Annotated in this window: 28 protein-coding genes; 8 read left to right on the top strand and 20 right to left on the bottom strand. The window is 60.9% G+C overall.

Annotation, left to right across the window (positions count from 1 at the left end):
* On the bottom strand, positions 1-570 hold the full coding sequence (gene plsY / locus FHJ80_RS08150; protein ID WP_139526516.1) for a glycerol-3-phosphate 1-O-acyltransferase PlsY: 570 nt from the start codon (positions 568-570) through the stop codon (positions 1-3).
* A 102-nt stretch (positions 571-672) separates the two neighbouring features.
* Between plsY and folB the strand changes: the two genes are divergently transcribed.
* Together folB and folK are read left to right on the top strand one after the other, a co-directional pair.
* Positions 673-1,053 (top strand): dihydroneopterin aldolase, encoded by a 381-nt coding sequence (gene folB, locus FHJ80_RS08145; RefSeq protein WP_139526515.1) that lies wholly within the window; start codon positions 673-675, stop codon positions 1,051-1,053.
* Complete coding sequence (gene folK / locus FHJ80_RS08140; protein WP_139526514.1) at positions 1,050-1,595, top strand: 2-amino-4-hydroxy-6-hydroxymethyldihydropteridine diphosphokinase; 546 nt, start codon at positions 1,050-1,052, stop codon at positions 1,593-1,595. The genes folB and folK overlap by 4 nt, the downstream gene beginning before the upstream one ends.
* Here the strand turns inward: folK and FHJ80_RS08135 are convergent.
* Together FHJ80_RS08135 and FHJ80_RS08130 are read right to left on the bottom strand one after the other, a co-directional pair.
* Positions 1,592-2,728: a polynucleotide adenylyltransferase gene (locus FHJ80_RS08135; protein ID WP_139526513.1), complete on the bottom strand. Its 1,137-nt coding sequence runs from the start codon at positions 2,726-2,728 to the stop codon at positions 1,592-1,594. The two genes, folK and FHJ80_RS08135, sit on opposite strands and share 4 nt — an antisense overlap.
* The gene (locus tag FHJ80_RS08130) at positions 2,729-3,544 is read right to left on the bottom strand and encodes a symmetrical bis(5'-nucleosyl)-tetraphosphatase (protein WP_139526512.1); all 816 of its coding nucleotides are present in this window, start codon (positions 3,542-3,544) and stop codon (positions 2,729-2,731) included.
* Between the two features lie 362 nt (positions 3,545-3,906).
* Between FHJ80_RS08130 and FHJ80_RS08125 the strand changes: the two genes are divergently transcribed.
* Entirely contained in the window at positions 3,907-5,361 is a 1,455-nt protein-coding gene (locus tag FHJ80_RS08125; RefSeq protein ID WP_139526511.1) for an FAD-dependent oxidoreductase, read from the top strand.
* Positions 5,362-5,367: 6 nt separating this feature from the next.
* Here FHJ80_RS08125 and apaG read toward each other — a convergent pair whose 3' ends face one another.
* Genes apaG through FHJ80_RS08100 form a run of 5 tightly spaced genes read right to left on the bottom strand, consistent with a single transcriptional unit; the run spans position 5,368 to position 11,179 of the window.
* Positions 5,368-5,745, bottom strand: coding sequence for a Co2+/Mg2+ efflux protein ApaG (gene apaG / locus FHJ80_RS08120; protein ID WP_139526510.1), 378 nt, complete (start codon positions 5,743-5,745; stop codon positions 5,368-5,370).
* Complete coding sequence (gene rsmA / locus FHJ80_RS08115) at positions 5,742-6,584, bottom strand: 16S rRNA (adenine(1518)-N(6)/adenine(1519)-N(6))-dimethyltransferase RsmA (RefSeq protein WP_139526509.1); 843 nt, start codon at positions 6,582-6,584, stop codon at positions 5,742-5,744. The genes apaG and rsmA overlap by 4 nt, the downstream gene beginning before the upstream one ends.
* Positions 6,585-6,610: 26 nt before the next feature.
* On the bottom strand, positions 6,611-7,654 hold the full coding sequence (gene pdxA, locus FHJ80_RS08110; protein ID WP_139526508.1) for a 4-hydroxythreonine-4-phosphate dehydrogenase PdxA: 1,044 nt from the start codon (positions 7,652-7,654) through the stop codon (positions 6,611-6,613).
* Entirely contained in the window at positions 7,654-8,694 is a 1,041-nt protein-coding gene (locus FHJ80_RS08105; RefSeq protein ID WP_139526507.1) for a peptidylprolyl isomerase, read from the bottom strand. Before FHJ80_RS08105 ends, pdxA begins: the two co-directional genes overlap by 1 nt.
* 37 nt (positions 8,695-8,731) lie before the next feature.
* Positions 8,732-11,179: an LPS-assembly protein LptD gene (locus tag FHJ80_RS08100; RefSeq protein ID WP_139526506.1), complete on the bottom strand. Its 2,448-nt coding sequence runs from the start codon at positions 11,177-11,179 to the stop codon at positions 8,732-8,734.
* Between the two features lie 70 nt (positions 11,180-11,249).
* Here FHJ80_RS08100 and FHJ80_RS08095 point away from each other — a divergent pair, with 70 nt between their 5' ends.
* The 4 genes from FHJ80_RS08095 (at position 11,250) to speD (ending at position 14,447) form a co-directional block, all read left to right on the top strand.
* Positions 11,250-12,260 carry an aminoglycoside phosphotransferase family protein gene (locus FHJ80_RS08095; RefSeq protein ID WP_139526505.1) on the top strand — a complete coding sequence of 337 codons (1,011 nt, stop codon included), beginning with the start codon at positions 11,250-11,252 and terminating at the stop codon, positions 12,258-12,260.
* Complete coding sequence (gene murU / locus FHJ80_RS08090; protein ID WP_139526504.1) at positions 12,257-12,919, top strand: N-acetylmuramate alpha-1-phosphate uridylyltransferase MurU; 663 nt, start codon at positions 12,257-12,259, stop codon at positions 12,917-12,919. The genes FHJ80_RS08095 and murU overlap by 4 nt, the downstream gene beginning before the upstream one ends.
* Before the next feature lie 94 nt (positions 12,920-13,013).
* On the top strand, positions 13,014-13,433 hold the full coding sequence (locus FHJ80_RS08085; protein ID WP_139526503.1) for an OsmC family protein: 420 nt from the start codon (positions 13,014-13,016) through the stop codon (positions 13,431-13,433).
* Positions 13,434-13,652: 219 nt separating this feature from the next.
* Positions 13,653-14,447, top strand: a complete 795-nt coding sequence (gene speD / locus FHJ80_RS08080) for an adenosylmethionine decarboxylase (protein WP_044629679.1) — start codon at positions 13,653-13,655, stop codon at positions 14,445-14,447.
* Positions 14,448-14,529: 82 nt separating this feature from the next.
* On the opposite strand, the gene lpxL is transcribed toward speD, so the two are convergent.
* From lpxL to FHJ80_RS08020, 12 genes are all read right to left on the bottom strand, one after another.
* Positions 14,530-15,444, bottom strand: coding sequence for an LpxL/LpxP family Kdo(2)-lipid IV(A) lauroyl/palmitoleoyl acyltransferase (gene lpxL / locus FHJ80_RS08075; RefSeq protein ID WP_139526502.1), 915 nt, complete (start codon positions 15,442-15,444; stop codon positions 14,530-14,532).
* Positions 15,445-15,456: 12 nt separating this feature from the next.
* The gene (alr, locus tag FHJ80_RS08070) at positions 15,457-16,557 is read right to left on the bottom strand and encodes an alanine racemase (RefSeq protein WP_139526501.1); all 1,101 of its coding nucleotides are present in this window, start codon (positions 16,555-16,557) and stop codon (positions 15,457-15,459) included.
* A gap of 228 nt (positions 16,558-16,785) precedes the next feature.
* The gene (gene rpoS, locus FHJ80_RS08065; protein ID WP_139526500.1) at positions 16,786-17,760 is read right to left on the bottom strand and encodes an RNA polymerase sigma factor RpoS; all 975 of its coding nucleotides are present in this window, start codon (positions 17,758-17,760) and stop codon (positions 16,786-16,788) included.
* A gap of 150 nt (positions 17,761-17,910) precedes the next feature.
* Entirely contained in the window at positions 17,911-18,951 is a 1,041-nt protein-coding gene (locus tag FHJ80_RS08060) for a peptidoglycan DD-metalloendopeptidase family protein (RefSeq protein ID WP_139526499.1), read from the bottom strand.
* 28 nt (positions 18,952-18,979) lie between these two features.
* A complete protein-coding gene (locus FHJ80_RS08055; RefSeq protein WP_139526498.1) occupies positions 18,980-19,945 on the bottom strand; it encodes a DUF368 domain-containing protein in 966 nt (321 codons plus the stop codon).
* Entirely contained in the window at positions 19,942-20,619 is a 678-nt protein-coding gene (locus FHJ80_RS08050; RefSeq protein WP_139526497.1) for a protein-L-isoaspartate(D-aspartate) O-methyltransferase, read from the bottom strand. The genes FHJ80_RS08055 and FHJ80_RS08050 overlap by 4 nt, the downstream gene beginning before the upstream one ends.
* A complete protein-coding gene (gene surE / locus FHJ80_RS08045) occupies positions 20,606-21,352 on the bottom strand; it encodes a 5'/3'-nucleotidase SurE (protein ID WP_139526496.1) in 747 nt (248 codons plus the stop codon). The genes FHJ80_RS08050 and surE overlap by 14 nt, the downstream gene beginning before the upstream one ends.
* A gap of 24 nt (positions 21,353-21,376) precedes the next feature.
* Entirely contained in the window at positions 21,377-22,417 is a 1,041-nt protein-coding gene (gene truD, locus FHJ80_RS08040) for a tRNA pseudouridine(13) synthase TruD (RefSeq protein ID WP_139526495.1), read from the bottom strand.
* Positions 22,410-22,898: a 2-C-methyl-D-erythritol 2,4-cyclodiphosphate synthase gene (gene ispF, locus FHJ80_RS08035; protein WP_139526494.1), complete on the bottom strand. Its 489-nt coding sequence runs from the start codon at positions 22,896-22,898 to the stop codon at positions 22,410-22,412. Before ispF ends, truD begins: the two co-directional genes overlap by 8 nt.
* Complete coding sequence (gene ispD, locus FHJ80_RS08030; RefSeq protein ID WP_139526493.1) at positions 22,898-23,608, bottom strand: 2-C-methyl-D-erythritol 4-phosphate cytidylyltransferase; 711 nt, start codon at positions 23,606-23,608, stop codon at positions 22,898-22,900. The genes ispF and ispD overlap by 1 nt, the downstream gene beginning before the upstream one ends.
* The gene (gene ftsB, locus FHJ80_RS08025) at positions 23,608-23,964 is read right to left on the bottom strand and encodes a cell division protein FtsB (protein ID WP_139526492.1); all 357 of its coding nucleotides are present in this window, start codon (positions 23,962-23,964) and stop codon (positions 23,608-23,610) included. Before ftsB ends, ispD begins: the two co-directional genes overlap by 1 nt.
* 82 nt (positions 23,965-24,046) lie before the next feature.
* Entirely contained in the window at positions 24,047-25,195 is a 1,149-nt protein-coding gene (locus FHJ80_RS08020; protein ID WP_139526491.1) for a GNAT family N-acetyltransferase, read from the bottom strand.
* Between the two features lie 172 nt (positions 25,196-25,367).
* Here FHJ80_RS08020 and FHJ80_RS08015 point away from each other — a divergent pair, with 172 nt between their 5' ends.
* The gene (locus FHJ80_RS08015; RefSeq protein ID WP_139526490.1) at positions 25,368-26,723 is read left to right on the top strand and encodes an aldehyde dehydrogenase family protein; all 1,356 of its coding nucleotides are present in this window, start codon (positions 25,368-25,370) and stop codon (positions 26,721-26,723) included.
* Positions 26,724-26,761 lie beyond the last annotated feature (38 nt).

The raw sequence follows: 26,761 nt of genomic DNA, 5'->3' as shown, positions 1-26,761 counted from the left end.
CTATCCGCGTAGGGGCGGCTCTTCCCCGCGGCGCAAACGGCGAATATTGAGGCCATGGCGGGCCAATACGAGCAGGCTAAAGCCCCCTACAACGCTGACGTAGCCGGGGGCTAGCCAGAGACACAGCAGCGGTGCCAACAGCGCGCTAACGAGCGATGCCGCCGCCGCCGTGCGCAAACGCCACGCGAGTAGCGCCCAGCAAAGCGCCGTGAGCAGCGCCACGCTGGGTACCAGCACCAACAGCACGCCAAACGCGCTGGAGACCGACTTTCCGCCGCGAAAGCCGTGCCAGATCGGATAGCTATGACCCAGCAACACGGCCAGCCCCACAATTCCCTGCAACCATACCGGCAGCGCCAGCAGCTTGGCAGCCAGTACGGCAGGCACCCCTTTTAACGCATCGAGCAGCAGCGTGGCCGCGGCGAGCCTTGGACCATATAGGCGGAGCACGTTCGAAAATCCTGGGTTGTAAGAGCCGCAAAACCGTGGATCCGTCACACCGGCCCACCGACATACGCTCACCGCCGCCAGCCAACTACCGCTCAAATAACCGATTACGATCCATATCATGGACTGCCTACCCTGGCATGGGCGGCCGACGCCGCTGCCTTACTGTCGTTTCTGGTCATCCTCAAGTACAATCGCCCGCTTGTTGACCCTGGGGGAAGGCCTGTGGACCGCATTTTGATCGAAGCACTCACCGTCGACACCGTCATCGGTGTGTACGACTGGGAACGCACGATAACGCAATCGCTGAGCCTGGATCTATCGCTGGCAACGGATATTCGGCCAGCGGCCGCCACGGACGAGCTACGCCTAACGCTGGATTATGCCGCTATCTGCCAGCGAATCCAGCAGTTTGCCGACGAGCATCAATTCGCCTTGGTGGAAACGTTCGCAGAGCGCCTTGCTGCCTGCTTGCAGCACGAATTTCCGATCAGTTGGCTTCGCATGACCGTCCGCAAACCCGGTGCCGTTCCTCAAGCGGCCAGCGTCGGCCTGGAAATCACGCGCGGCACGCTGCCGGAGGCCACGCAGGACACATCGTCATGAATCTGGTCACACTCAGCTTGGGCAGCAACATCGATCCTGACACCCATATCCGACTTTGCCTAGACGCCCTGGAAGATACCTTCGGCCCGCTGCAGATATCACGCATTTTCGAAAGTGAGCCGGTCGGCTTCAACGATAGCCGCAACTTCTACAACTTGGTGGTCGCTTTCTATAGCGACTGGTCGGTGAGCGAGCTTCAAGCATGGTCCAAAGAGCTCGAAATCGCCCACGGCCGAACGCCGGACATGATGAAATGCAGCCCCCGCGCGCTGGACATCGATCTACTGACCGTCGGCGATGCCTGCGGGGTCATCGATGACGTCGCGCTGCCGCGTGGCGAAATCACCCGTAACGCCTTCGTGCTTCAACCCCTGGCGGAGCTTTTGCCCAACACGCGCCACCCCGCCTGCCAAACCCCCTATGCCACACTCTGGAAGCGCTTTACCTTAGGCGACCAACGCCTATGGCCGATCGATTTTCACTGGCGAGGCCGCTGGATTTCCCAAGCCGACCCGCAGCTCCGGGTGGCCATAGCGCGCTAGCGCGACGCCCCCTCGTCTAACGCGCCTGCCACCGCTTTTTGGCGATGCTGGCGCAGCGCGTCTCCTAGGGCGGCGCCACGATACCCCTCACCGAGCAATGCCTGGGGGCTCACTGCCTGAGCGGCTTGCCACGCCTTCTCAAGCCGGGGTTGGCGCGCCGGTGCCAAACGGCTGACAAGTTGTAACTGCGCAATGACTTGAGCGGGTTTGCGCCAGCCATCCAAGCGCTCCAACCAGTGCAGCACTCGCTCATCGTCGAGCGGTTCATCGAGCAGCGCTTTCGTCAGCGCGGTATGGCGGGCCAACTGCGCCACCGCGTTGGGCAGCCGCAGCCTGCTCGCTAACGCGTCGCGCTGCTCATCACTAAGCACCGACACCAATAGCGCATAGCGCCAGTGGGCCAGCGCGGGTGACGAGGTCTCAGGCGCGCTGGCTAGCGCATCGAGGGCAGCAGCCAACGTTTCGTCATCGGCAAGTTCCGGCCACCAAGTGGCCAGCGCTTGGCACTCGTGTAGCGTCGTGAAATAGCGCTCTGGATTGGGTTCGCCAAGCGCTTTTTCGGTCTCGACCCACACCCGCTCTGCGGCGAGATGGCCAAGTTCGCCGCTTTCACTGACATGACGCATCAACGCCTGGGTATCTGGGGCGATGGCAAAGCCCAGATGCGCATAGCGAGCTAAAAAGCGCGCGGTACGTAGCACCCGCAGCGGATCTTCGCTGAAGGCAGGCGATACGTGGCGCAACAGGCGTTGCTGGATATCCTGCCGACCGTGAAACGGGTCGGTCAGCGCTCCGTTAGTCCCTTGAGCGATGGCATTGATCGTCAGGTCACGCCGTGACAGATCTTCCTCCAGCGTCACGTCCGGGCTGGCATACACCTCGAAGCCCCCGTAGCCATGACCGGATTTGCGCTCGGTGCGCGCCAGCGCATACTCCTCTGACGTATGGGGATGCAAAAAAACCGGAAAGTCGCGACCCACAGGCTTGAAGCCCCGCCGACGCATGTCGTCCGGCGTCGCCCCTACTACGACCCAGTCGTGATCGACCACCGGCCAGCCCAGCAGCGCATCCCGCACTGCTCCACCTACCCGGTACACCTCTAACCCTTGGGTAAGAGCATCCTGTTGAAACACTTAACGGCCTCCTTGCTGGCTAATCACGCAGGTGCGCTCGCCGGTCTCCAGATTCATAGCGGTCAACGCGCCGCCCCATACACAGCCGGTGTCCAGCCCCTCGACGTTGATCTTGGCGTGGGGCGTGCGCCCCTCCAACGCGGCCCAGTGGCCAAACATTAGGCGTATATCATCCTGACGTGGAAACTGGAACCAGGGAGCGAATCCATCAGGGGCGCTATCGAGCCCCTCTTTGGCCGCAAAATCGAGACGCTCCTGGGTGTCGATGAAGCGCATCCGGGTCAACACGTTGACGATACAGCGCAGACGATCCATGCCTTCCAGGTCGTCCCGAAAACGATCCGGCTGATTGCCAAAAAGCTGGGACAGAAACTCGCCCGAACGCTCGCTCTGAAGTGCCGACTGCACTTCACCGCTAAGCGCTAGCGCCTGCTCGGCACTCCAACTTGGCAGTAGGCCCGCGTGCGCCATGAGCGTACTCTCCTCGCGCACGACCAGGGGCTGGTTCTGCAGCCAATCCAGCAGCGACTCACGCTGGGGAGATGCCAGAATATCGTCCAAGGTATCGTTCTTTTTCAACTTGCCGCCCCCACGAGCCACCACCAGCAAATGAAAATCGTGGTTGCCCAGCACGCAGCGCACGGCCCCCCCCAACGCCTTGGCCTCCATCAGGCAAGCGAGCGAACCAGGGCCGCGATTAATCAGATCCCCTACCAGCCAAAGCCTATCCTGGGCCGGGTTGAAGCGTAGTTTTTCCAACAGGCTGACAAATTCGGCATGGCAACCATGGAGATCGCCAATGGCGTACGTACTCATAGGCTAAGGCCTTGTGATGAATGGAATGAAAATGATGGACAACACGCCTAACGACTCAAGGGAACGCCTCGGCGTTATCTCCCTCCGTCAGCACAAAAATTCTGGAGCAATCGGCAAAGTTACATCACTATGTACTCAGACAGCTCGCGACTCTCTGTTAAGGATAACGGTACGCTAATGAGCCCTTACTTTCCGCGTCACTCCCCGATCGATCTTGCCCGCCGAGACGTTTTAAAATGCCTGCTTGTTTCGACAGGCACCGTGCTCACCCTAAGCCGGTGGCCGATAGCGGCTGCACAATCCGTCTCTCCACCGGCGCCGGCACTGGTGAACGGTTGGCTGCTAAGCGCTGAAGACCGCTAATGTATCTCGCCTTTGACACCCTCGCGACCCAAGCAATCGACTACGACATCTGCATCATCGGTGCCGGTGCAGCCGGAATCGCCATGGCCGTGACGCTGGCTGAGCAAGGCCATCGTACGTTGCTGTGCGAAGGTGGAGAGGCCTCTTACAGCGAGCGCTCCCAAGCCATTTACCGAGGCGAGGTCGTCGGCGACCCCTACATTCCCCTGGATGACGCACGCCTACGCTATTTAGGTGGCTCTACCAATCACTGGGGCGGGGTATGTAGGCCTTTGGACGCCCACGATTTTACTGCAAAGACGGCCGCTCCTGATACGGCTTGGCCAATTACTCAAGAGGCGCTCGCGCCCTATTACACCCAGGCCGCCAAGCTACTGAATTTAACGCAGCCCCATGCCGATTACCCGGTGCCCGGCTCAGGATTTGAGCGTATTTACTTCTCTTTGGGCAACCCTGTGCGGCTGAAAGATAAATATGCCGCCACACTCAATGCGTCTGCCCATGTTAACTACTGTCTGACGGCCAATTTGGTGGCGCTTGAACGTCACGCTGGCCGAGTCGAGCGCGCCACCTTGCGTAACTTTCAGGGGGATGAGTGCCAGGTTCGTGCACGATACTTCGTACTCGCCTGCGGCGGCATCGAAAACTCGCGACTGCTGCTGTGGTTAAACCAGCAGTCCAATGGTCAGCTTATCCGCAACGCCTCGACATTGGGTCGCTATTGGATGGAGCATCCGCATGCTTCCGTGGGCCAAGCACTGCTGTTTGAGCCGCAGGCACTGGGGCTGGATCAAGAGTACAACGTCTTTTTATCCCCCACTCCCGATATGCTTTCCAAGCGCCAGTTGCTCAACTGCGGCCTGCGCTTACACCGCATGAACAGGGAGGCCACTCAGCAGTTGATCAATACGCTGTCACAAGACGCGCCAGCACTAGGAGAACAGCTCTCCACGTGGCAAGCCCAAGGTCGCGTCATGCATGGCGTGATTCTACGCGCCGCCTGGGAGCAGGAGCCGCGTTTCGACAATCGAGTGGCGCTGGATACGGAGGTCGATGAGTTCGGTATCCCACGCAGTCGGCTTATTTGGCAGCAGTCAGCGCTAGACCGCCACACCATTCGCGACAGTATGCTGCTACTTGGAGAACACCTGCTCAACCAGAATATCGGGCGCTTAAAGCTCGCTGATTGGTTAGCTGCCCAGCCTGTCGTAATGCCCAGCGAAGGCGAGCTGGCGGGGCGCCACCATATGGGCGGTACTCGGATGAGCCATCGCGCCGAACAGGGGATCGTCAATAGTGACTGTCGCCTGTTCGACCAAGAAAACATGTACTTAGCGGGGTCAAGCGTGTTTCCAAGCGTCGGCCACGCCAACCCTACGCTGACGATCGTTCAACTGGCGTTGCGCCTTTGTGACCATTTAGATCGTCAACTCAGGCGACCGTCCCACGCCTGATCAGCGTCAATGTAGCTGCCGTGGAACGGCGAGCCGAAACGGTGCAATGGGCACGTCGAAGGCTCGTTGGGTATAGGTATTGAGCAGCGTATAAGCCCCCTCCATCACCCCCACCGGCGTTTGTAAGATCGCTCGACTGGTGTAGCGAAAACGCTGACCAGGGCCAATCAGCGGCTGCTGGCCCACCACGCCTTTGCCGCGTACCTCTTGGCTATCGCCGCTGCCCTGGGTGATCTTCCAGTAACGCGCCATTAGCTGCACGCTATGTGGGCTTTGATTGTGGACCGTTACGGTGTAACTAAACACGTAGCGGGATTCACTGTCGCTCGACTCGGCATCACGAAACTCGGGCGTAACGCTGACCTCGATCTCCAAACCACTCACCCCTCGTCGCCTCCCTGGCGGTCGTTGTCTGCGCTGGCCGACTCGTTGGCCGCGACCTGATTGGCGATGGTGACGTACTCCGCCACCGTCAGGGTTTGCGGGCGTCGCGCCGGGTCGATGCCCAACGCTTCCAACGTCTCGGCGCTGACCCGCCCTTTCAGGTTATTGCGCAGCGTTTTACGCCGCTGCCCAAAGGCCAGCTTGACCAGTTCGAACAGCAGGGCCGGATCGTCGGCGATGTGGGGCAGGTGCTCAAAGGGAGTGAGACGCACGATCGCGGAGTCCACCTTCGGGCGCGGCACGAAGGCCTCCGGAGGCACGATGAACAGCTGATCGACCTGACAGTAGTACTGCGCCATCACCGACAGGCGACCCCAGTCGGTGCTGCCCGGCTCGGCGGCCAAGCGCTCCACCACCTCTTTCTGCAGCATGAAGTGCATATCGGCGATGGCGCTACCCATACTCAGCAAATGCACGATCAAAGGCGTGGAAATGTTGTAAGGCAGGTTACCCACTACCCTCAGCGCCGGGCCCTCGCCCTTGAGCTCGGCAAAATCGAACTTCAGCGCGTCGCCTTCATGAATCACGAATTCAGGGTAGTTAAAAAACTGTACTCGCAAGCCTGGAACCAGATCGCGGTCCAGCTCGATCACCTCCAGCTTTCCCGCCGCTTCCAGCAGCGGCGCCGTCAGTGCACCTTGCCCGGGGCCAATTTCGACGAGTCGGTCGCCTTCGCGTGGCCCAATGGCGCGGACGATACGCGAAATGATGCCGAGGTCACGCAGAAAGTTCTGACCGAAGCGTTTACGAGCACGGTGCTGCTGAGGCACTTGAGACATCTAACAGTGTTCCTTGGAGGGTTGATTCATGAAGCGGCCAGGGAGCTGGCACGCTGAGCGGCAAGCCGCTGCGCGAGGGCAAGCGCGACGCCCAGGCTATTGGGGTCGGCAGTACCGTGGCCCGCCAAATCCAGCGCGGTGCCGTGGTCCACCGAGGTACGCACCAGCGGCAGCCCCAGGGTAATGTTCGCGGCCTGACCAAAGCCGGCGTATTTTAGCACTGCCAAGCCCTGGTCGTGATACATCGCGAGAACGGCATCGATCCCGGCCAAATGACGCGGCGTGAATAGCGTATCGGCGGGCAGCGGCCCTTGGATATCCAACCCGTCGGCACGCAGCGCGTCGAGGGCCGGAATGATCGTGTCCAGCTCTTCGCGCCCCAAATGCCCTTCCTCCCCGGCATGGGGGTTGAGGCCGCACACCGCAATGCGCGGATTCGAGATGCCGAATTGGCGCTTCAAGTCAGCGGCCAGCAGGCGAGTAATCTGGGTGACCCGCTCGAATGTGATGGCATCGGCCACGTCACGCAGCGGCAGGTGAGTCGTCACCAGCGCCACGCGCAAATCGCCGCTGCCTTGCCAAAGCGGGTTCTTGGCATGCAGCGCGGCATCGGTCGCCAACAGCATCACCACCTCATCGACGCCACAGGCGTCGCGCAACCACTCGGTATGGCCGGTGAAATGGGGAAAACCCCCTTCGATGATGACCCCTTTATGCAGCGGCGCGGTGACCATAGCCGCAGCCTGCCCTGCTTGGCAGGCGTCTACGGCGATTTGCAGTGTCTCCAACACGTAGCGGGCATTGGCGGGATCGAGCACCCCAGGCGTGGCAGGCGCTCGCAGTGTGGCGGGCCACACCACCAAACGCCCTGGAGAGGATATATCCAAGCCACCCGGCGTGGCCTCGACGACCTCTACGGCCAGCCCGAGCAGCGCGGCGCGCTGGCGCAGCATCTGCGGGTCACCCACCGCCACCGTGTTGGCTAATTGCCCACGAGCGGCCAGCATCAGCGCAAGCTCTGGCCCGATGCCCGCGGGCTCACCGGTGGTCAACAGCAGCGGCCGCGTCATTAGAGACGAATATCCACGAAGGCCTGTTCACGGATTTCACGCTGCCAGGTTTGCAGCTCTTCGTTGGCACGACGCTGGAAAATCGCTTGGCGCACCTGCTCACGACGGCTCTCTTCGGTCACGTCCTGACGGCGACGCTCCAGCACTTCGATGACGTGATAGCCGAACTGCGAGCGCACAGGCTCGGAGAGCTGGTTCGGGCTGAGAGACGTCATGGCTTCTTCAAACGCAGGGACCGTTTGTCCAGGGCGCACCCAGCCCAGGTCGCCGCCGTTCATGGCGCTACCACGATCGTCGCTGTACTCACGGGCCACCGACGCGAACTCTGCGCCCTGCTGTAAACGCTGGCGAGCCTCTTCTGCGCGGGCACGGGCTTGGTTCTCGTTACGCGTAGGCGTCAGTTCCACCAGGATATGGCGGGCACGGGTTTCTTCGATAAAGGCTTGGCCCTGCTGCTGGCTCGGCTGCTGGCTCAAGAAACGCTCCACATCGCGATCGGAGACCGTGACACGCTGACTGATCTGGCGCTGCTGTACTTGGCGCATCAACATTTCACGACGTACGTCTTCGCGCACGTCGGCCAGGGTAATGCCGTCGGCTTCTACCGCATCGGCAAACTGGTCCAGCGTCATGCCGTTGGATTCGGCAATGCTGCGCAGCTGGCGGTTGAGTTCGGTGTCATCCACGCTCAGATTGGCTCGGCGGGCCATTTGCAGCTGGATTTCATCCATGACCATACGCTCCAACACTTGCTGGGCCAGCTGGTTACGCGGCGGCAAATTGCCGCCCTGAGCCGCTGCTTGCTGCTCCACCTGGGCAATGCGGTCATCCAACTCGCTGCGCATGATGACGCCATCATTGACGACTGCGACGACGCTATCCAACTGCTGACGCTGGGCCGACTCGAAGTTTTGCGCATGAACGGTCAGCGGAACCAGCGCCGCACCCGTGCCCAGGCAGAGCACCATCAGGCTGCCTGCGGACAGCTGGGTGGCTCGTTTCTTCAGCGCGCAGCTCAGCAAGGTCTTTCTGATCATCATAAAAAGTCTCTTTCAGTCGCTATTTTAAAGTGGTCGTTCATAAGGGCGTGGGACGGTAGCCAGGAATCGCCTGTTCAAAGTAGCCGTCGGCCTCTTGGCCCACGCCACCTAGACCACGAAACACGAAGCGCAAAAATAGCCCGCGGTCGTTGAAGTCATCGCCAACCCGCGCCGTATCGTTGTCGTCGATCCATTCACGCCATACCAGCTGTACGCCGTAGCAGCAGTCGTTCCACTGCAGGCCCGCGAGCTGTTCCAAGGGACGGTTGTTGGTTTGATCGTGCAGGTAGCGGCCAATCAAATCAATCCTTGGGCTCGCTTTCCACGCCAGCGAAAGATCCCACTCTTCACGGCTGTAGTCGCGGAAACCATCGTCCCCCGGCACCACGCTCGGATCGAACCCTTCGATCTCCCAACGGTAGCCAAGGTTCACTACGTGCCCCTCCGGATGGCGATAGCGAACGTCCACGCTGGATCGCTCGGTCTGTTCACGCTCATCATCGTAAAGCCACTCGTAACCGGTACTCCAGCGATCCGATATTTGCCAATCCAGGCGAGTGACCAGCGGAGAGCGGTCACGGGTGGCCTGATAGCGGCTTTCCGGATTCACGGAAGGGTCTTCGCTGGGGCGCGGCGGCAGCGTGTCCGGGTCGCCTTCGCTATCGATGCGCCGCTCGGAGAAATAGTAACTTTGACCGACGCCGAAGGTGAGCCGGTCCCGACCAGCGCTATCTTCGATCAAGCGTGACTGTACGCCGAGCGAGACGCGGTTGAGGTCGCCCACGCGGTCAGCTCCAGAGAAGCGGTGCGGCGACCAGAGCTGATCCCAGGAGAACGCCCGCTCACGACTATCGAAATCGGGTAGTTGGGTCTGGTCGGTGCGCGGCACATAGGCATAGTTCACCCGGGGTTCGAGGGTTTGGCGATAATCGCGCCCGCCGAGCTCCAGTTCACGTTCGAAGACCAAGCCGCTATCGATGGAGGTGATCGCCACGCTGCGCGAAGGCGAGGTGGCGCGATCGGTCACCCGATCGCCATAATCCAATTCGTACGCGGTGTGCCAAAGCTCGGTGCGCGGCTCGATATAGCCCCAAGGCTGCTCGTAGCGCCAGCCCACGGCGGGCGTCAGGTGCAGGCGCGAACCGATGGCCGCTTCGCGTTCAGGAACTCGCCGCTCATCCACGTCGCGCCAGAAGTAGGTCGCGTTCGAGCGCCACTGCGTATACAGGCCGTTGTCTAGCTGCCAGTTGGCGTTGGCGGTCAAACTCGGCAGGCGGTAGAACGGACGATCGGTATCGCTGAGCGGGTCTTCCAGGCGCTGAAAGCCCTGGGCCCTTGCGTCGAGCTGCCAGCGCTCACCGCGATAATCGACCTGGGCCAGACGCTCCATACTGACGCGGTCGCTGTTGCCGAACTCGCCGCCAAAGTCGTCGAAATAGCGGCCATCGCTGGCCGCGCCGTAGCGCAGTCGATAGTCGCTGCGCGGCGTGAGCCGTCCTGCATGCTGAGCATCAATGTACCAGCGGTCGTCGCCTTCGAAGCGGTTATCGCCGTTATTGGTGCCGCCGTCGCTATCGAGATAGCCGCCCTCCACCAAGCCCTGGCTACCCTCGAGCAGGTAGCGATACTCTCCGTTGAGCAGCAGACCACGGTCCGACATCCAGCGCGGGGTAATGGTGGCATCCTGGTTCGGTGCAATGTTCCAGTAGAAAGGCTGCGTATAATCGAAGCCATCGCTTGAGAAGCTCACTGACGGCGAGAGCAGCCCGGTATGGCGGCGGTCATCGATGGGGAAACGCAGCCACGGCCAGTAAAATATCGGGACGTCTTTGACTTCCAGCCGCGCGTGACGGGCGGTACCAAACCCCGAGGCTTGATCGAGACGAATATCGCTACCCACCAGTTGCCAGCTATTGGCACCGGGGTCACAGGTAGTAAACGTAGCCTCCTGAAGGCGGTACTGATTTTCGCCAGTCTGCTCTAGCTGTCGGGCTTGCCCACGCAGATGCTGTTCGTAAAGCACGTAGTGGCTGTTACGCAGCGAGGCGCGATCTTCGTTCAGCATCAGCGTGGCTTGTTCACCGCGCACGAGGGCCTGTCCATCACGAATGGCCAGGCTCCCCTCGGCATCCACCCGCTGGCGATCCGCCGGAAGAAAGACGCGCTCGGCCTCCAGCTCGGTATTACCTCGGCGCAGCACCACATCGCCCCGCAGCAAGGCTTCGCCATCGGCGGCGTAGTCCACTTCGTCGGTTTCCACCGAAAGCGTTTCTGGGTTCTGTTCCGCTGGCAAGCGGTAGCCGGGCATCACATAGCGCCCCCGGCATAGCTGTTGCGACGCTTCGTCTTGGCGCCAGGCCTGCCAGTCCAGCGCCTCTGCGGGCAGGGTTGGGTCCTGTGCCACCGCTGAAAACGAGGCGCCAGCGAGCAAACTGCCCAGCAGCGTATGCGCAACCGGTACGGTGCGCGAGATTCGCTTGCCCATGTTCGTTATCCTTGGCATCCAGAATCGGTATTATACAGCCCGCATGATGCCCGACCAGCAAGGAGCTTGCATGTCCTCTTCTCGGATCGACGCCCTCACTCAGTGGGCGGCGCAACACCACGGCCTCGACCGTGCCACTCTTCGCCTCTCTGCTGCGGGCGGTGACGCCAGTTTTAGGCGCTATTTTCGGCTAACGCTACCGGATGGCAACACGCAAATCATCATGGATGCGCCACCTGCCCAGGAGGACTCCGCGCCGTTTGTGACCATCGGCCAGCGCTGGCACGCCGCCGGGCTACCGGTTCCCGCCATTCACGCCAGCGACTTGGAGGCCGGCTTTTTGCTGCTCGACGATCTGGGCGATACGCCGCTGCAGGCTACCTTTACCGACCCGGCACGCACGAAAGAGAACCACTTGGCGGCGCTGTCACTGATTGCCGAGTTGCAAAACCGCGCCAATCCGGCCGCTCTTCCCGCCTACGATGCCGCCCTGCTCGCCCGGGAACTGGATCTCTTTCCCGAATGGTGCCTGGAGCGCTGGCTGTCGCTATCCGCTCCCGATAGCTGGGAAACGCTGCGCACGGGCTTGATCGAGCGCGCCCTAGAACAGCCGGTGGTGAGCGTTCACCGCGATTTCGATGCGATGAATCTGATGTGGCACGATCAGACGCTTTATATGATCGACTTTCAAGACGCCGTGGCAGGCCCGCTCAGCTACGACGTCATTTCGCTGTTGCGAGGTCGCTACTGCCGTTTCAGCGCTGACCAGTTTGCCGCGCTGGTGAGTACCTTCTATCAGCAAGCCCGGCAAGAGGGTCGCTTGACCCGCTCGGTGAGCGAGGCTGCCTTTTTGGCCCAGTGCCACGCGATGGCCGCCCAACGCTCGCTCAAAGTCCTGGGCATTTTTTGTCGATTGACGCTGCGTGACAGCAAGCAAGGCTACTTGGCCCGCCTGCCGCACTTTTTAAGCCACTTGGAAGATAGCTTAATGGCCCTTCCCGAACACGATGAGTTTGCCGACTGGGTCCGCGAGGTGCTGCGCCCCGCCATTCTCCAGCGCCTGGAGGCATCAGCGCCATGAAAGCGATGATCCTAGCAGCGGGCTTGGGCAAACGGATGCGCCCACTCACCGACCACTGCCCGAAACCGCTGCTACCCGTAGCGGGCAAACCGCTGATCGTCCACCACCTGGAGCGTTTGAAGCGTGCGGGCATCGAGGAGGTGGTGATCAACGTAAGCTACCGTGCCGAGCAGATCATGGAGGCGCTGGGTGATGGCTCGGCACACCAACTGCACCTTCACTGGAGCGTGGAGCCACAACCACTCGAAACCGGCGGAGGCATTCGCAAGGCGCTGCCTCTGCTAGGTGAGGCGCCGTTTTTACTCGTCAATGGCGATGTGTGGTGTGATCGCCTGCCCAGCGCGGCCGCGCTGACAGAGGGCGATCTTGCCCACTTGATCTTGGTGGACAACCCGGAACACCACCCAAACGGCGATTTTGCGCTCGACCGGGGCCGCGTTACGCCAATGGGAGAGCCACGCCTGACCTACGCCGGTATTGGCATCCTACACCCCGAACTCGTCGCTCGAGAGCCCCTTGGGGCGTTTGCACTGGCACCGTTGCTAAAGCAAGCCATGGCCAAGCAACGAGTCAGCGGTGAGCATTTTTCCGGCCACTGGGTAGACGTAGGCACCCCGAAACGGCTCGCCGAACTGGAACAGCATCTGGTGCAGCCTTGACGCCTGTTAACCGCGCGCGATGAAGCCGTGCGCTGTCGCCTAGAAATGTTATGCTGCGCGACTTACCTATCGTCGCCAAGATGAGGAGAGCAACGTGAAAGCACGGGTAAAATGGACCGATGGTCGTCAGTTCGTCGCAGAGTCGGGTAGCGGGCACAGCGTAGTGATCGATGGTCCGCCCGATCACGGTGGCCGCAATACCGGCCCGCGGCCGATGGAAATGCTGCTGATGGGCATGGGAAGCTGCACCGCTTTCGATATCTTGAACATTCTCGATAAGGCCCGCGCCGATGTCACCGACTGCGTGGCGGAGCTCGACGCCGAGCGTGCCGACGAAGTGCCCTCTGTGTTTACCAAGATTCACGTCCACTTTGTCGTTACAGGCCGCAGCCTGAAAGAAAAGCAGGTACAACGGGCGGTAGAGCTGTCCGCGGAGAAGTATTGCAGCGCCTCGATTATGCTCGTCAACGGCGGCGTCGAGATTACTCACTCCTTCGAGATTATCGAAGCTTGAGCCCTGCGCCGCGAGACGGTCGCTCTGCGTCAAAAAAAATCGCCTGGCCGGATGCAACCCACGCCACGGGCGGGCATAATACGCCCGCTTGTTTCTCCCCCTACTGCGTAGTGCGGGGCCGCGTCGGACGTCGCGGCTGCTTCAGCACGGTAACAAGTGTTTATCGGTTCCGGCGCTGGATCGTCGGGGTGTCTTCATCTGCCATAGGGAGGTTCGGACGTGTCAGATAATCTCCGACTCCACGGGTTCAACAACCTGACCAGCTCGTTGAGCTTCAATATTTACGACATCTGTTACGCCAAGACCGAAGAGCAGCGTGCGGCTTACATCGACTATATCGATGAGCTCTACAACGCCGAACGTTTGACGCAGATTCTCAAGGACGTGACCAATATCATCGGCGCCCACGTGCTGAATATTTCACGCCAGGATTACGAACCCCACGGGGCGAGCGTCACCATCCTGATCGCCGAGCACGAGCTGGATGAACCCACGCCGGGTCAAACCGAGCCGGGGCCGGGCCCGCTACCGGAAACCGTAGTCGCGCACCTGGACAAGAGCCACGTGACGGTGCACAGCTACCCAGAATCGCACCCGGACAACGGCATTAGTACCTTCCGTTTGGATATCGATGTCTCGACCTGTGGTCATATCAGCCCACTGAAAGCGCTGAACTACCTGATCCACAGCTTCGACTCCGACATCGTGACCATGGATTACCGCGTACGTGGTTTTACCCGGGACGTGGATGGCAAAAAACTGTTCATTGATCACGACATCACGTCCATTCAGGACTACTTGGCAGAAGATACCAAGCAGGCCTACCAGATGATCGACGTGAATGTGTATCAAGAAAACATGTTCCACACCAAGATGCTGCTCAAGGATTTCGAACTGGATAACTACCTGTTCGGCACCTCACGTCGCGACATCACCTTCGAAGAAGCACGAGACATCGAAAGCCGTCTGCGCAAAGAGATGCTGGAAATTTTCTACTCCCGCAACCTCGACTAACACATGGCTGTAAGACCGCATCGATACCAATGAAAAGCTGCCCGCGGGCAGCTTTTTTCTTACCTTGACTGGGCTGCGATGGCTAGTAAACACTCTCCTCGCCCTCTGGGCGAGTCTTGAACCGCCGATGCAGCCATAGATACTGCTCGGGATGTTTGCGTATTGCCCGCTCGATGAAGGCATTCACCCGCGAAGCATCGGCCATTTCATCCCCACTAGGGAAATCCTCGAACGCCGGCAAACACTCGATGGTGTAGGTGCGATTATCCGGGTTGCGGTGGAACATCAGCGGAACGACGGGGGCGCCCGTCATGCGGGCGATTTTCGAGGTGAGACGGATGGTCGCCGCCGGCTGACCAAACAGCGGCGCAAAGACGCTGACATCGCGGCCGAAATCCTGATCCGGTGAGTACCACACGATATGCCCCGCTTTGATGCGGCGCACCACGCCGCGCAGGTCATGGCGATCGATGGCTTGGCCAAAGATGCGTGAACGTGCTCGGGTCATGAATCGCTCGAAGAGCGGGTTGTTATGGGGGCGGTAAACCACATCCGCCGGGAAGAACAGCGAGTGTAACGCCCCGCCTAAGTCCAGCGTCGAAAAGTGGATACCCACCACCAGCACGCCTTTGCCCTGGGCTTTAGCGCGTGCAAGGTGCTCTTGGCCGTGATAGGCCACTCGATGACGCAGCCCTTCGGCATCACGACACCAGCCAGTTGCGGTTTCGACCAAACCGATCCCGTTGGCAATGAAGGTCTCTTTGACCAGTTGGCGCTGCTCGTCGGCGCTTTTTTCTGGAAAGCAGAGCGCGATGTTCGTGGCGGTGATGTGCCGACGACGCTTCACGAAGCGCCACGCCAGCAGGCCAATCGCTTTCCCCACCCAGAGCTTCACGCGCCAAGGAAGCCACGCGGCCACGTACATTAGGCCAATCGCCAGCCATGTTGGCCAGTAACGAGGGTGCGCAAAGGAGCGCGGATTAGACGCGTTAGACATACCGATAACCGTTCAAACGTTAGCCCCATGATAACGCCGAGGAACTCTAGGCAGCACCCCGGTGAGCAGTGTATAGCTGATGGTAGCGCAATAGCGGGCCACCTCATCCACCGGCAGTACGGCGCCATTGCTGGCTGCTCCCCATAGCACCACTTCACTGCCAATGGCCGCTTCGGGTACATCGGTCACGTCCACCGTCAGCATGTCCATCGACACCTTTCCAGCAATCGGGCAGCGCTGGCCATTGACGAGCACCGGCGTGCCGTCGACCGCGTGGCGATCATAGCCATCGCCATACCCTGCCGCCACCACGGCAATCTTGGAGGGACGCGGGGCCTTCCAGCGCCCGCCGTAGCCAACCTGCTCGCCGGTATCGAGTTCGCGCAGCGCGATGATTTCCGAGCGTAACGACATGACCGGGCGTAGCTGGCGGGTGACGTCGTTGGCCACTTCCAGCGGGTCGCTGCCATAGAGCATCACCCCAGGGCGATTCCAATCACCGTGAGCGACTGGCCAGGCCAGCGTCGCCGGAGAGTTGGCCAAACACAGCGGTGCCTTCAGTTCATCCGCTAGCCCTTGCAGCACGCGCATCTGCTGGTTGAAGACGCTAGGGTCTTGGGCATCGGCACTGGCAAAGTGGCTCATCAGATGCAGCGCCGTTACCTGGGGTGTGTCGACCAGCCGCTGCCACACGCTGGCCGCTTGCTCGGGCGAGAACCCCAGCCGGTGCATGCCGGAATCCACCTTCAGCCAAACAGGAATCGGCTGCCGGGGCGAATAAGACAGCAGCGCCTCTACCTGCCAGGCGCTATGAACGCTGATCCACAGACGGTGTTCATCTACCAGGGCCAGCTCGTCGGCGTCGAAGATACCCTCGAGCAGGACAATGGGGGCTTGGATACCGCCTTCACGCAGGCTCAACGCTTCTTCGATGCACGCCACGGCAAAGGCCGGGACGTCGGCTTCCAGCGCACGGGCGCAGGCCAGTGCTCCATGCCCATAGGCGTCGGCTTTGATCACCGCTACCGAGCGGCTTTGCGGGGCGCAGCGACACGCCAGTTGATAGTTGTGACGCAGGGCGTCCAAATCAATATGGGCCACTAGCGGGCGCATGGCATTCTCGCTCTTTCATCTACCATTTCATTCACTATCTCGTTCACCCTCTCATTCACTCCTGCATGGGCAGGTAGTGCCGCTGGCGGATGGACAATGCTGACACGATCAAGCGTCCCGCCCGGCAGCGGTGGAAAACCTTTCGCCCAAAAACAGCGCACCGAGTGGGTCACTCGGTGCGCTATCGGTGCTGCGGCCAGAACGGCTGACGCGACTCACGACGATCGCCTAGCTCTCGAAAATCGCGTCGAGAGAGAGGCCCTGTTTTTCCAGCGAGCGGCGTAGCTTCTTTAGCGCTTCTACCTGGATTTGACGCACCCGCTCACGGGTGAGACCAATTTCGGCACCCACTTCTTCTAGCGTTGCCGCCTCGTGGCCGCGTAGACCAAAGCGACGCACCACGACTTCTCGCTGCTTCTCGCTCAGTTCATCCAGCCAGTGGTCTACGTGCTCACGCACGTCGCCGTCCACTAAGCAGGCTTCCGGGCCGAGTACTTCATCATCGGTGAGCGTATCGATCAGCGGCTTGTCGCTTTCGCCTCCCATGGGATAATCCACCGATGATACTCTTTCGTTCAGCCCGAGCATTTTCTTGACCGTCTCGACCGGCTTGTCGAGATGTTCGGCAATCTCTTCGGCGGTGGCTTCGTGGTCCAGCTTTTGGGTCAGTTCACGAGCAGCGCGCAGATAAATATTCAGCTCTTTAACCACATGGATAGGCAGACGAATGGTGCGCGTCTGATTCATCAACGCACGCTCGATGGTCTGGCGAATCCACCATGTGGCGTACGTCGAGAAGCGAAAACCCCGCTCGGGGTCGAACTTCTCTACCGCACGGATCAGACCAAGGTTGCCTTCTTCGATCAGATCGAGCAGCGTCAACCCCCGGTTCAAGTAACGTCTGGCAATTTTAACCACCAAGCGCAAGTTCGACTCGATCATCCTCGAACGTCCCAGGGCATCGCCTTTACGCGCCAAGCGTCCGTAATACACTTCTTCTTCCGGCGTCAGTAGCGGAGAAAAGCCAATCTCATTGAGGTAGATCTGTGTCGCGTCCAAGCTTTGAGTCGATTGACGATCTTCACGGCCCAGCGCTTTTTCGAACGCATCCTCTTCGGCTGTGGCGTCGTCATCGGCGTCATCCAACGCCTCTTCAACTTCATCCAGGTCAATCTCCTGTAGGTCCTTCTCCAGCATACTCATGGTCATACCCCCGTGGTTTCGCCTATCCGCCATGTAGAAAAGTAAGGGTGGTCGCACTTCCTGTGCGCGTGCACCTTATTGTTATATGACGCCCTGAATCAGCTGTTCGGGTAGTCTTGGCAGGTCTACCTTACACCCGCCAAGGGATGACTAGCGAGAGGGCAGATAGTCCAACGGATTTTGCGGCTGACCATCGCGGCGCACCTCAAAATGCAGTTTGACGGCATCTGCATCGCTATCGCCCATCGTGGCGATGACTTCACCAGCCTCGACGACATCATTCTCTTTTACGCTCAAACTATCATTGTGTGCGTAAGCACTGAGAAACTGATCGTTGTGTTTCAGTAGTATTAGGTTACCGTAACCGCGTACGCCGCTACCGGCGTAGACCACGATACCAGGACCTGCAGCACGGACAGGTTGCCCCTTTTGTCCGGCGATATCAATCCCAGCGGTGATGCTGCCGCCTTGCCCGAACTCGCCGGTCACTTGGCCGTCGGTGGGCCAGCGCCAGTCGATGTTTTCGGCAGGCGTAAAGGTCCGTGACGAACGATCGGTGCGGGCAGCTTGAGTCGGCTCAGCGGCAGGCTCTGGTGCGGCGGCGGGTGTCGGCTCAGGTTCCGGCGCGGGGGCCCGCTCGGGCTCGGGCTCCTGCTCGGGTTGAGTGCTTGGCTGCTGAGGAGCAGCCACCTCAGACGACTCGGTAGCGGCAGCGACCTGTTGAGACGCCTCGACCGCCGTGCGCTCCGCACGCTCTGCCGTCAGCCGCTGGTTGCGCTCGATGGCACTCTCGTCCGGCAGCAGCCAGTCGAGTTCCTGGTCATTGCTCGCCACGGCAGTGGCTTGTGGTTGCAGCCCCGTAGCAACGGCACCGCTGGTCGAAGCGGGTGACGCGTTGCCGCCAGACGAAGTCGACATACCTCCCGCGCCTTCACGCAAAGCGATGGTTTGACCAGGATAAATTTGGTAAGGCGCATCGATATTGTTGATGGCGGCGAGCTGGCGATAGTCCAGATTGTGCTGCCACGCGATGCCATAGAGCGTATCGCCTGCTTTGACGGTGTACTGTGGTGAGTTTTCCACCGCACGGCGTGCGTCGCTCAAATCGCGCACCTGGGGGGTGTTGGACTGCTGACTGGCACAGCCACTCACCGCCAGTGCAAGCACCGTCATCATAAAAACCTTACGCATGGAAACCCTACTCCTGTTCAACGCCGTGCTAACGATCAATGGAACGATTATCTGTCGAGTGATGCTGGGCATGAGTGGCCGCACGACGGTTGAGCGCTACGACGAGTAGCGCACCGACGACCATCAACGTTATCACGCCAGTTACCTGTGCCGACGCCCCTGTCAGCACGGCGTAATCGCTGGGTAACAAATAGCGGTAAGCCAGCGGGATCATCTGCCCATCGGGGCCTAGCTGGTAGCGTAACAGTTCACGCCAGGGCCAGAGAACCGGTAGCGAGCCGATAATGAAGCCCAACAGCAGCTGCAACGTCGCGCCATGGTAGCGCCGTAGCAGCCACGATAGCAGGCGCGACGAGAGTGCCAGCCCCACCACACAGCCCATTCCAAACAGTATGATAATACCGATGTCGAAGCTGCGAATAGCCCCCATGATGGTGCCGTAGAGCCCCATCGTCAGCAGTAAAAAGCTGCCCGATACGCCGGGCAGCAACATGGCACTGATCGCAATGGCACCCGCCAGGATGACGACCAGCGACTCGTTACCCACCATGAGTACCAGCGGCATTAGGCTCGGCAACCATTCGGCGAGCATCAAGCCGATGAGCAGCGGCAGCAAGTACCAAATTTTCCATCGATCACCGGCTTGACCGACCACCAAGGCCGACGCCGCGACCAGCCCAAAAAAGAAGCCTTCCAACAGTAGCGGATAGGCCTCCATCAGCCACAGCGCCAAGTGGGCAACGCTGAACAAGCTGACCGCCACACCCAGCAGCAGCGGCAGCAAAAAGGCCACGTTCAAATGCTGCGACAGTCCTTTCCAGCCGCCGCGGCGCCATGCGCCAAGGGCGCTGGGGCCAAACTGCTTGATGGTATCGATGAGTTCTTCGTAAATACCGGTAATAAAGGCAATCGTGCCTCCCGAGACGCCGGGAACGGCATCGGCCGCGCCCATCCCAGCGCCTCGCAAAAACAGTCCTAGGGGTCGACGCTTCAATCCACCACTCCTTGCAATAAAGGTACGAAACGCACGGGTTCTAAGCGGCGCTTTTCGAAGGCGGAGCCAATCCGCTTGATTTGGGTCAGCCACTGGCTGCCGTCTGGCTCTTCCAGCGGCGCGATCATCACGCCATCGGGGCGGAGCTGTTCCAGCAGCGCCTCAGGCAGCGTTTGCGCACAAGCGGTGAGCAGGATGACGTCGAAAGGGGCTGCTTCCGGCCACCCCTCACCGCCATCGGCGACGGCCAGCGTGGCCGGTGCTTGCAGCCGCCAAAGACGTTCGGCGGCACGCTCGTGCAGGGTATAGATTCGCTCCACGGAGTAAAGCGTTTCTACCAGCCGCGATAGAATCAGTGTTTGATAGCCTGAGCCAGTGCCCACTTCTAGCACGCACCGGGGCGATGCGCGCAGCACTAACTCCGTCATGCGCGCCACCGTTAGCGGCTGCGACAGCGTTTGGCCGAAGCCAATGGGCAGTGCGGTGTCTTCATAAGCGCGATGGGCCAGCGCTTCGTCGACGAACAGATGGCGAGGCTCGCTGGCCATGACGTCCAGTACGCGCGGGTCGCTCACGCCTTGCTGGACCAGGCGCTCGATCATACGATCTCGAGTGCGCTGAGAGGTCATGCCCCGCCCGCGCAGCTCCCTAGGGGATAGATCAGGCAAAGGCATCCAACCAATCCTGCACATCACGACGCGCCGGGTGGCGCGTTAAATCGGTTTGCAGCGGCGTGATCGACACATAGCCTGCATCGACGGCGGCAAAGTCAGTATCCTCTCCGTCATCCGCATTCGCCGCCACAGGCGCGATCCAGTAGCGCGTACGCCCTCGGGGGTCTTTGACGGGCACCGGTTTTTCTGCGGGCCCGCGATAGCCGAGACGCGTGACCTTGACGCCCTTGATCGCTTCCCAGGGAACGTCTGGCACGTTCACGTTCAGCAGCGTGCGCGGCGGCAGCGAGAGCTGGTCGGCCGCGCCGATCAAGCTGGCAGCAAACTTGGCTGCCGTGGCAAAGTGCTGGGTGCCGCATAGCGACATGGCGATGGCCGTCATGCCGAGATTGCGTCCCTCCATCGCGGCGGCCACTGTGCCCGAGTAAAGCACGTCGTCCCCCAGGTTACTGCCATGATTGATACCCGAAATGACCAGGTCCGGACGCTCGTCCCATACGCCGTTGACGCCCAGATAAACGCAGTCCGCGGGCGTGCCATCGACACTGTAAAAACCATTCTCTAGCGCGGTGAGCGACAGCGGACGCGACAGCGTGAGCGAGTTACTTGCGCCGCTACGGTCGCGATCCGGGGCGACCACACGCACATGGGCATGGGGCAAAAGCGCCTCGTAGAGCGCACGTAAGCCAGGAGCATGGACGCCGTCATCGTTGGAAAGCAGCAGTCGCCGCATCAGAACCTCCTTCTTACTTCGGCGTCATGCCGTGTCGGGATGATGAATCAATTCGCCAATCACCGCCGTCGCGAAACTGCCTCGGGGCAGCGCGAACGAGAGTAGCACGGACTCTTGTTCGAAGTTGGCCTGAGGCGCGATCAACCGGGCACGCAGCGCACGCTGTCCACGCTTGACGCCGCTCTGCTCGAGGCCGGCGCACAACGCAGGATGGCGTGCCGCCAGTTGCGCTTCGTAACGGCCCGCATCACCGTGCGCCCCGCCGCCCACACCCCACAAAACGCCCGTGGGATGAACATCCAGCGCGGCGGCGCGTGCCACCAGGCTCTCCTCGACGTCATCGATGGAAAACACGCTTTGCGTGCCATCAAGCATCAAGGTATCGCCCGCGACGGGCTGGCACCAGTTACCGTCTGCCAGTCGGGCACTGAGCAGCTCGTTGAACAGAAAGCTGCGCGCGGTCGAGAGCATCATCCCCTGGCGATCATCGCGTTTGCGCCAACCTTTGGCCAGTACGGCGGCGGCGCGCTGCAGATTGCGCGCTCCAGCGCCAAACCGCTGGTGGCCAAAGTAGTTGGGGACACCTTGGGCGCAGAGCGCTTCCCAACGTGGCAATAAATCGTTTGGGCGAACCGCGTCGCCACTTAGGCGCAGCGTAAAATGATTCGTGCGGTGCACGCCCCGCTTTAGCTTTCGCGGATGACGCGCCATGGCCAGCACCGTGACGCCCGCAGCGCCAAGCGTGGCAGTTAAGTCCTCAGGCGCTTCGCGACCGGGCAGATGAACGCTCAGCCACTGGCGCGCAACGGCCACGCGATCCTTCATACCGGAGTAGCCGATATCGCGCGGGGTGACACCGCACAAACGGCTGAGCAGTTTCACCACATCTAACGTGGTTTGGTTACGCTTTTCAAGGCGTAGCCACAGATGCTCGCCGTGAGCCTCCGGGGTAAAGTCGAGCTGTTCATCGACGATGAAGTCTTCCGGCCGAGCGCGATACTGGCCGGGCGCAGGCACGCCGAATGTCGGCGTCAAGCTGCGCTGCCAGGCGGGGAGATCAAGCATTCGATGCCTCTTGCGCGGCCAGCAGCACCACCGCTTCGGCGGCGATCCCTTCCCCCCGCCCGGTAAAGCCAAGACGTTCGGTGGTGGTGGCTTTAACGTTGACCTGCCCCAGCGTCACGCCTATTTCCTCGGCAATCGCGGCACGCATGGCCTCGATGTGCGGCGCCATTTTGGGCGCTTGCGCCATGATGGTAGCGTCCAGGTTCACGACGTCGAACCCTTCGTCCCTCACCAGCGCGACCACATGACGAAGTAAGCCGCGACTGTCCGCGCCTTTCCATGCCGGGTCGGTATCGGGAAAGTGGCGGCCAATATCGCCCAGCGCACAGGCGCCGAGCAGCGCATCGCTGATGGCGTGGAGCAGCACATCGCCATCGGAGTGGGCAACGAAGCCCTGTTCGAACGGCAGCTTGACGCCACCGATCATCAAATGATCACCCGGCCCAAAGCGGTGTACATCGAAGCCGTGGCCAATTCGCATTAGAAACTCCTGTTACTTGGGCTGCGCTGGGCTGCCATGATGGCCGTTGCCAACGCTAAATCGTCAGGGTGGGTGACTTTCATATTATCGCGCCGCCCACTAACGAGCTGGGGAGCTTCCCCCAACGCCTCGACGGCCGAGGCTTCATCCGTGACCACGGTGCCCTGCTGCTGGGCCTTGGTCAGCGCGCGCCGCAGCAGCGCATAGCGAAACCCTTGCGGCGTCAGCGCGTGCCACAGGCCATCACGGGGTTCGGTGGCGTGGCTTAGTTGGTCCCCCTGATCGCGCTTCATGGTATCTGCTACCGGCATGGCCAGCAGGGCACCACTGGGATGAGACTGGGCCGCCCGATACAAGGCGTGCAGATCGGCGCGGGTGATACAAGGTCGCGCGACGTCGTGCACCATGACCAAGTCGCTGTCGTTGGCCGCGATGGCCTCCAGTGCGTTCATCACGCTATCCATCCGTTCTATACCGCCGGGCACCTGCTGCCAGTGACTGAACGGTACCCAGTCTGGCCGAAACCAGTGATCCTCTGAGTCCAGGCAAAGCACTAAATGCGCCTGGGGGAAGGCATCATGCAGACGTGCAAGGGTGTGCGCCAAGATGGGTTGGCCTTCCAGGGGAAGGTACTGTTTGGGCTTGTCGGCGCCCATTCGTTTCCCCTGCCCGGCCGCAGGCACAACGAGCCAAAGCGGCGAGGTCTGCATCACTCGCTCTCACCGTCGGCTGGAATGACACCGGGCTGAGCGACTAGCCCGGCATGAATGCCGACCAACTCGTTTTCGATGGCCACGCCCGGCACCCAGAAGAACTGCTCGTCGGTGCGCACCATGCCCATGTCGCTGCGGGCGCGTTCCTCGATGGCATCCAACCCGGTTTTCAAATCGGTGACTTCCGCCGCCAGCCGTGCGTTGCGTTCACGCAGCGGATCATTGGCCGCCTCCTGCAGGGCCACCCGCTGCTCCACCTGCTGCAGATCTTGCCAGCCGCCGTTGCCCAGCCAAAGTTGGTACTGTAGCAACCCCAACACGGTCAGTAGCAGGCCCACGAGCCATTTGTGCATCCCAGACATCCTTCGTGAAAGCGGAAACGGCGCGCATTATGCCATTAAGGGCAGAGTCCAGCGAGCCGCGACGCGGTAGGCGTTACTTGAACGGTAAAGCATCTTCGGCGGCGCGGCGATAGGCCATGATATGGACACCCTCTTGCTGACAAAACTGCGCCACGCCAGCGGCCAACCCCGGGTGGGCCAAATAGTGCAGCGAACGAACCCGCTGGGGAGCAAACCCCCGCACGAGCTTGTGTTCGCCCTGGGTGCCGGGATCGAATAGCGTCATGCCCTTGGCCAAGCACGCGTCGATGCCCTGGTAGTAGCACGCTTCGAAATGCAGACAGTCGGCGACGACCTCACTCCCCCAGTAGCGACCGTAGAGCGTCTTGCCTCCCTGGAAATAGAGCGCTGCGGCGACGGGACGCCCCGCTAGCCGCGCCTGCACCAGCATCAGCGCTTCGGGCATCACGTGACGCAAACGTTCGAAGAAGGCGTGATTGAGGTAGGGCGGGCGTCCGCGTTCGTGGTAAGTGATGGTGTAGCAGCGGTAAAAATGCGCCATGTCGACATCGCGGATCTCCCCGCCTTCCAAACGGTGCAGGGTAATGCCCTGGTCGGCCACTAAACGCCGCTCACGCTTGATCATTTTCCGCCGCTTGGAAGTGAGGCTGGCGAGAAAGCCTTCGAAATCACCGAAACCACGATCTCGCCACTGAAACTGTACGCCTTCCCGAGCGATCAGACCTGGGCAGTGGCGCTGCCACGCCTCGACTTCCGGCTCTTCGGCAAACAGCAGGTGCCAACTCGACAGCGCCAGGGTGTCACACTGCTCCCGCCAGCCTATCGCCAACTGGGCTCGAACGGCGTCGGCATCGGCGTCTGGCGCGATCAAGGTACGAGGGCCTGGCACTGGCGTGAAAGGTATCGCACTCAGCGCCTTGGGGTAATAATCGCCGCCGGCGCGCTCCAGCGCGTCGGCCCACCCCCAGTCGAACACGTACTCCCCATAGGAATGGTACTTACGGTACATTGGCAGCGCACCCACCAGCGCCTCGCCCTGCCAGACACACAGATGACAAGGCTCCCAGCCGGTGGCCGTGCTGACGGAGCCGCTGGCCTCCAGCGCGTGTAAAAACCCGTGACGTAAAAAAGGCTGTTCGTCACGCACGAGCGCATCCCACTGGCTTGCCGCAACGGCCTCGATGGCAGGTAGAATGGAGTAGGAGAGCGGACGAGAAGGCATAACATCTCCCTGGCACATTGGCACAGATGGCGTATGCCTTACTGTACCACTCCGGCCGCTGACGCGTGTGAACGCCTAGTTTGTAAACAATTGTCGATCCTGCTCAGACAGCGTTTCAAGGTCGCTCGGTCCTGCGTATCGTCGGCAGTCGGTATACCCCTAAGGAGAGGCCATGAATCGCGACTTAACGGATACGTTACAGGCGCAGCGCGAGGCGGCAGGCCCGGCGCCTTTTCCCACGCTGGCCGTACGGCGCGAGCGCTTGGCGCGCCTCGCCCGCATGACGAAACGCCATCAGCACGACATCGTGCGAGCCATCCAGCTCGATTTCGGCCAGCGCAGCGAAATCGAAATCCATCTCGCTGAAATTCTTCCCGTCCTTCATGCCGCTCGCTATGCGCGCCGCCACCTGTGGCACTGGATGCGCCCTCGTCGCGCACGCGTTCCGCTGCGGCTCTGGCCAGCGCGCGCCCGAGTCGCTCCTCAGCCGCTGGGCGTCGTGGGGGTGATGTCTCCCTGGAACTATCCTTGGAGCCTTAGCATAATGCCCGCCATCGATGCGCTAGCGGCTGGCAACACGGTGATGCTCAAACCCAGCGAGCACGCGCGCCACACCAGCGCACTGCTCGCCAAGCTGATTCCCCAACACTTCACGCAAGAGGAGTTCTGCGTGATCGAGGGCGGGGCCGACGTCGCCAAGACGTTCAGCGCGCTGGCGTTCGACCATCTGGTATTTACCGGATCGACCCAGATAGGCAGGCAGGTCGCGACGGCTGCCGCCGCCAACCTAACACCGGTCACGTTGGAGCTAGGCGGCAAATCACCAGCGCTGGTGGCCAGTGATGCGGACCTCGACAGCGCCGCTGAGGCGATTATCTTCGGTAAAGGTTTCAACGCAGGACAAACCTGTATCGCGCCGGATTACGTCATCGTTGAGAGCCGCCGCTTGGACGCTCTAACCCACGCCTTGGAACGAGCCATTCGCCGCCAGCGACCCGATGCCAAAGACGCCACCGGCTACGTCAGCGACGCCCACCACGCACGAATCGAACGGCTGCTCGATGATGCCCGAGCGCGCGGCTGTCGCGTGCTCGAACACGGCCCCCACGCGCCGGCGTTGGTCATCGACCCGCAGCAGAGCTTATCGCTCATGCAAGAGGAGATCTTTGGGCGGGCGCTACCGGTGATCAGCGTCAAGCATATCGATGATGCCATTCGGGTGATCAATGCACGCCCTCGCCCCTTGGCGCTATATGCCTTCACCCACCAGAAGGCGCTGCAGGAGACGCTTCGCCATCAAACGTGTTCCGGGGCGTTGGTGTTCAATGAGACCCTCCTTCACCACGCCGTGCCGACTCTTCCTTTTGGTGGCGTTGGCGAGAGTGGCAGCGGCGCTTACCACGGCCGCCACGGGTTTGAACGCTTTAGCCACCAACGTAGCGTGTTCTACCAGCCCAAGCGCTCCAATAGCGGCTGGTTAAGACCGCCCTATCATCGCTGGCTGCTGCATTTGCTGCGTCTTGGCTAAAGCTAGGGGATTAATGTCCGATATTTATTTAATACGTT

The organism is Halomonas sp. BL6 (assembly GCF_006228115.1).
Classification (GTDB): Bacteria; Pseudomonadota; Gammaproteobacteria; order Pseudomonadales; family Halomonadaceae; genus Vreelandella; species Vreelandella piezotolerans.
Note: the sequence above shows the minus strand (reverse complement) of the source record. Positions and strands in the feature narration are given on the sequence as shown.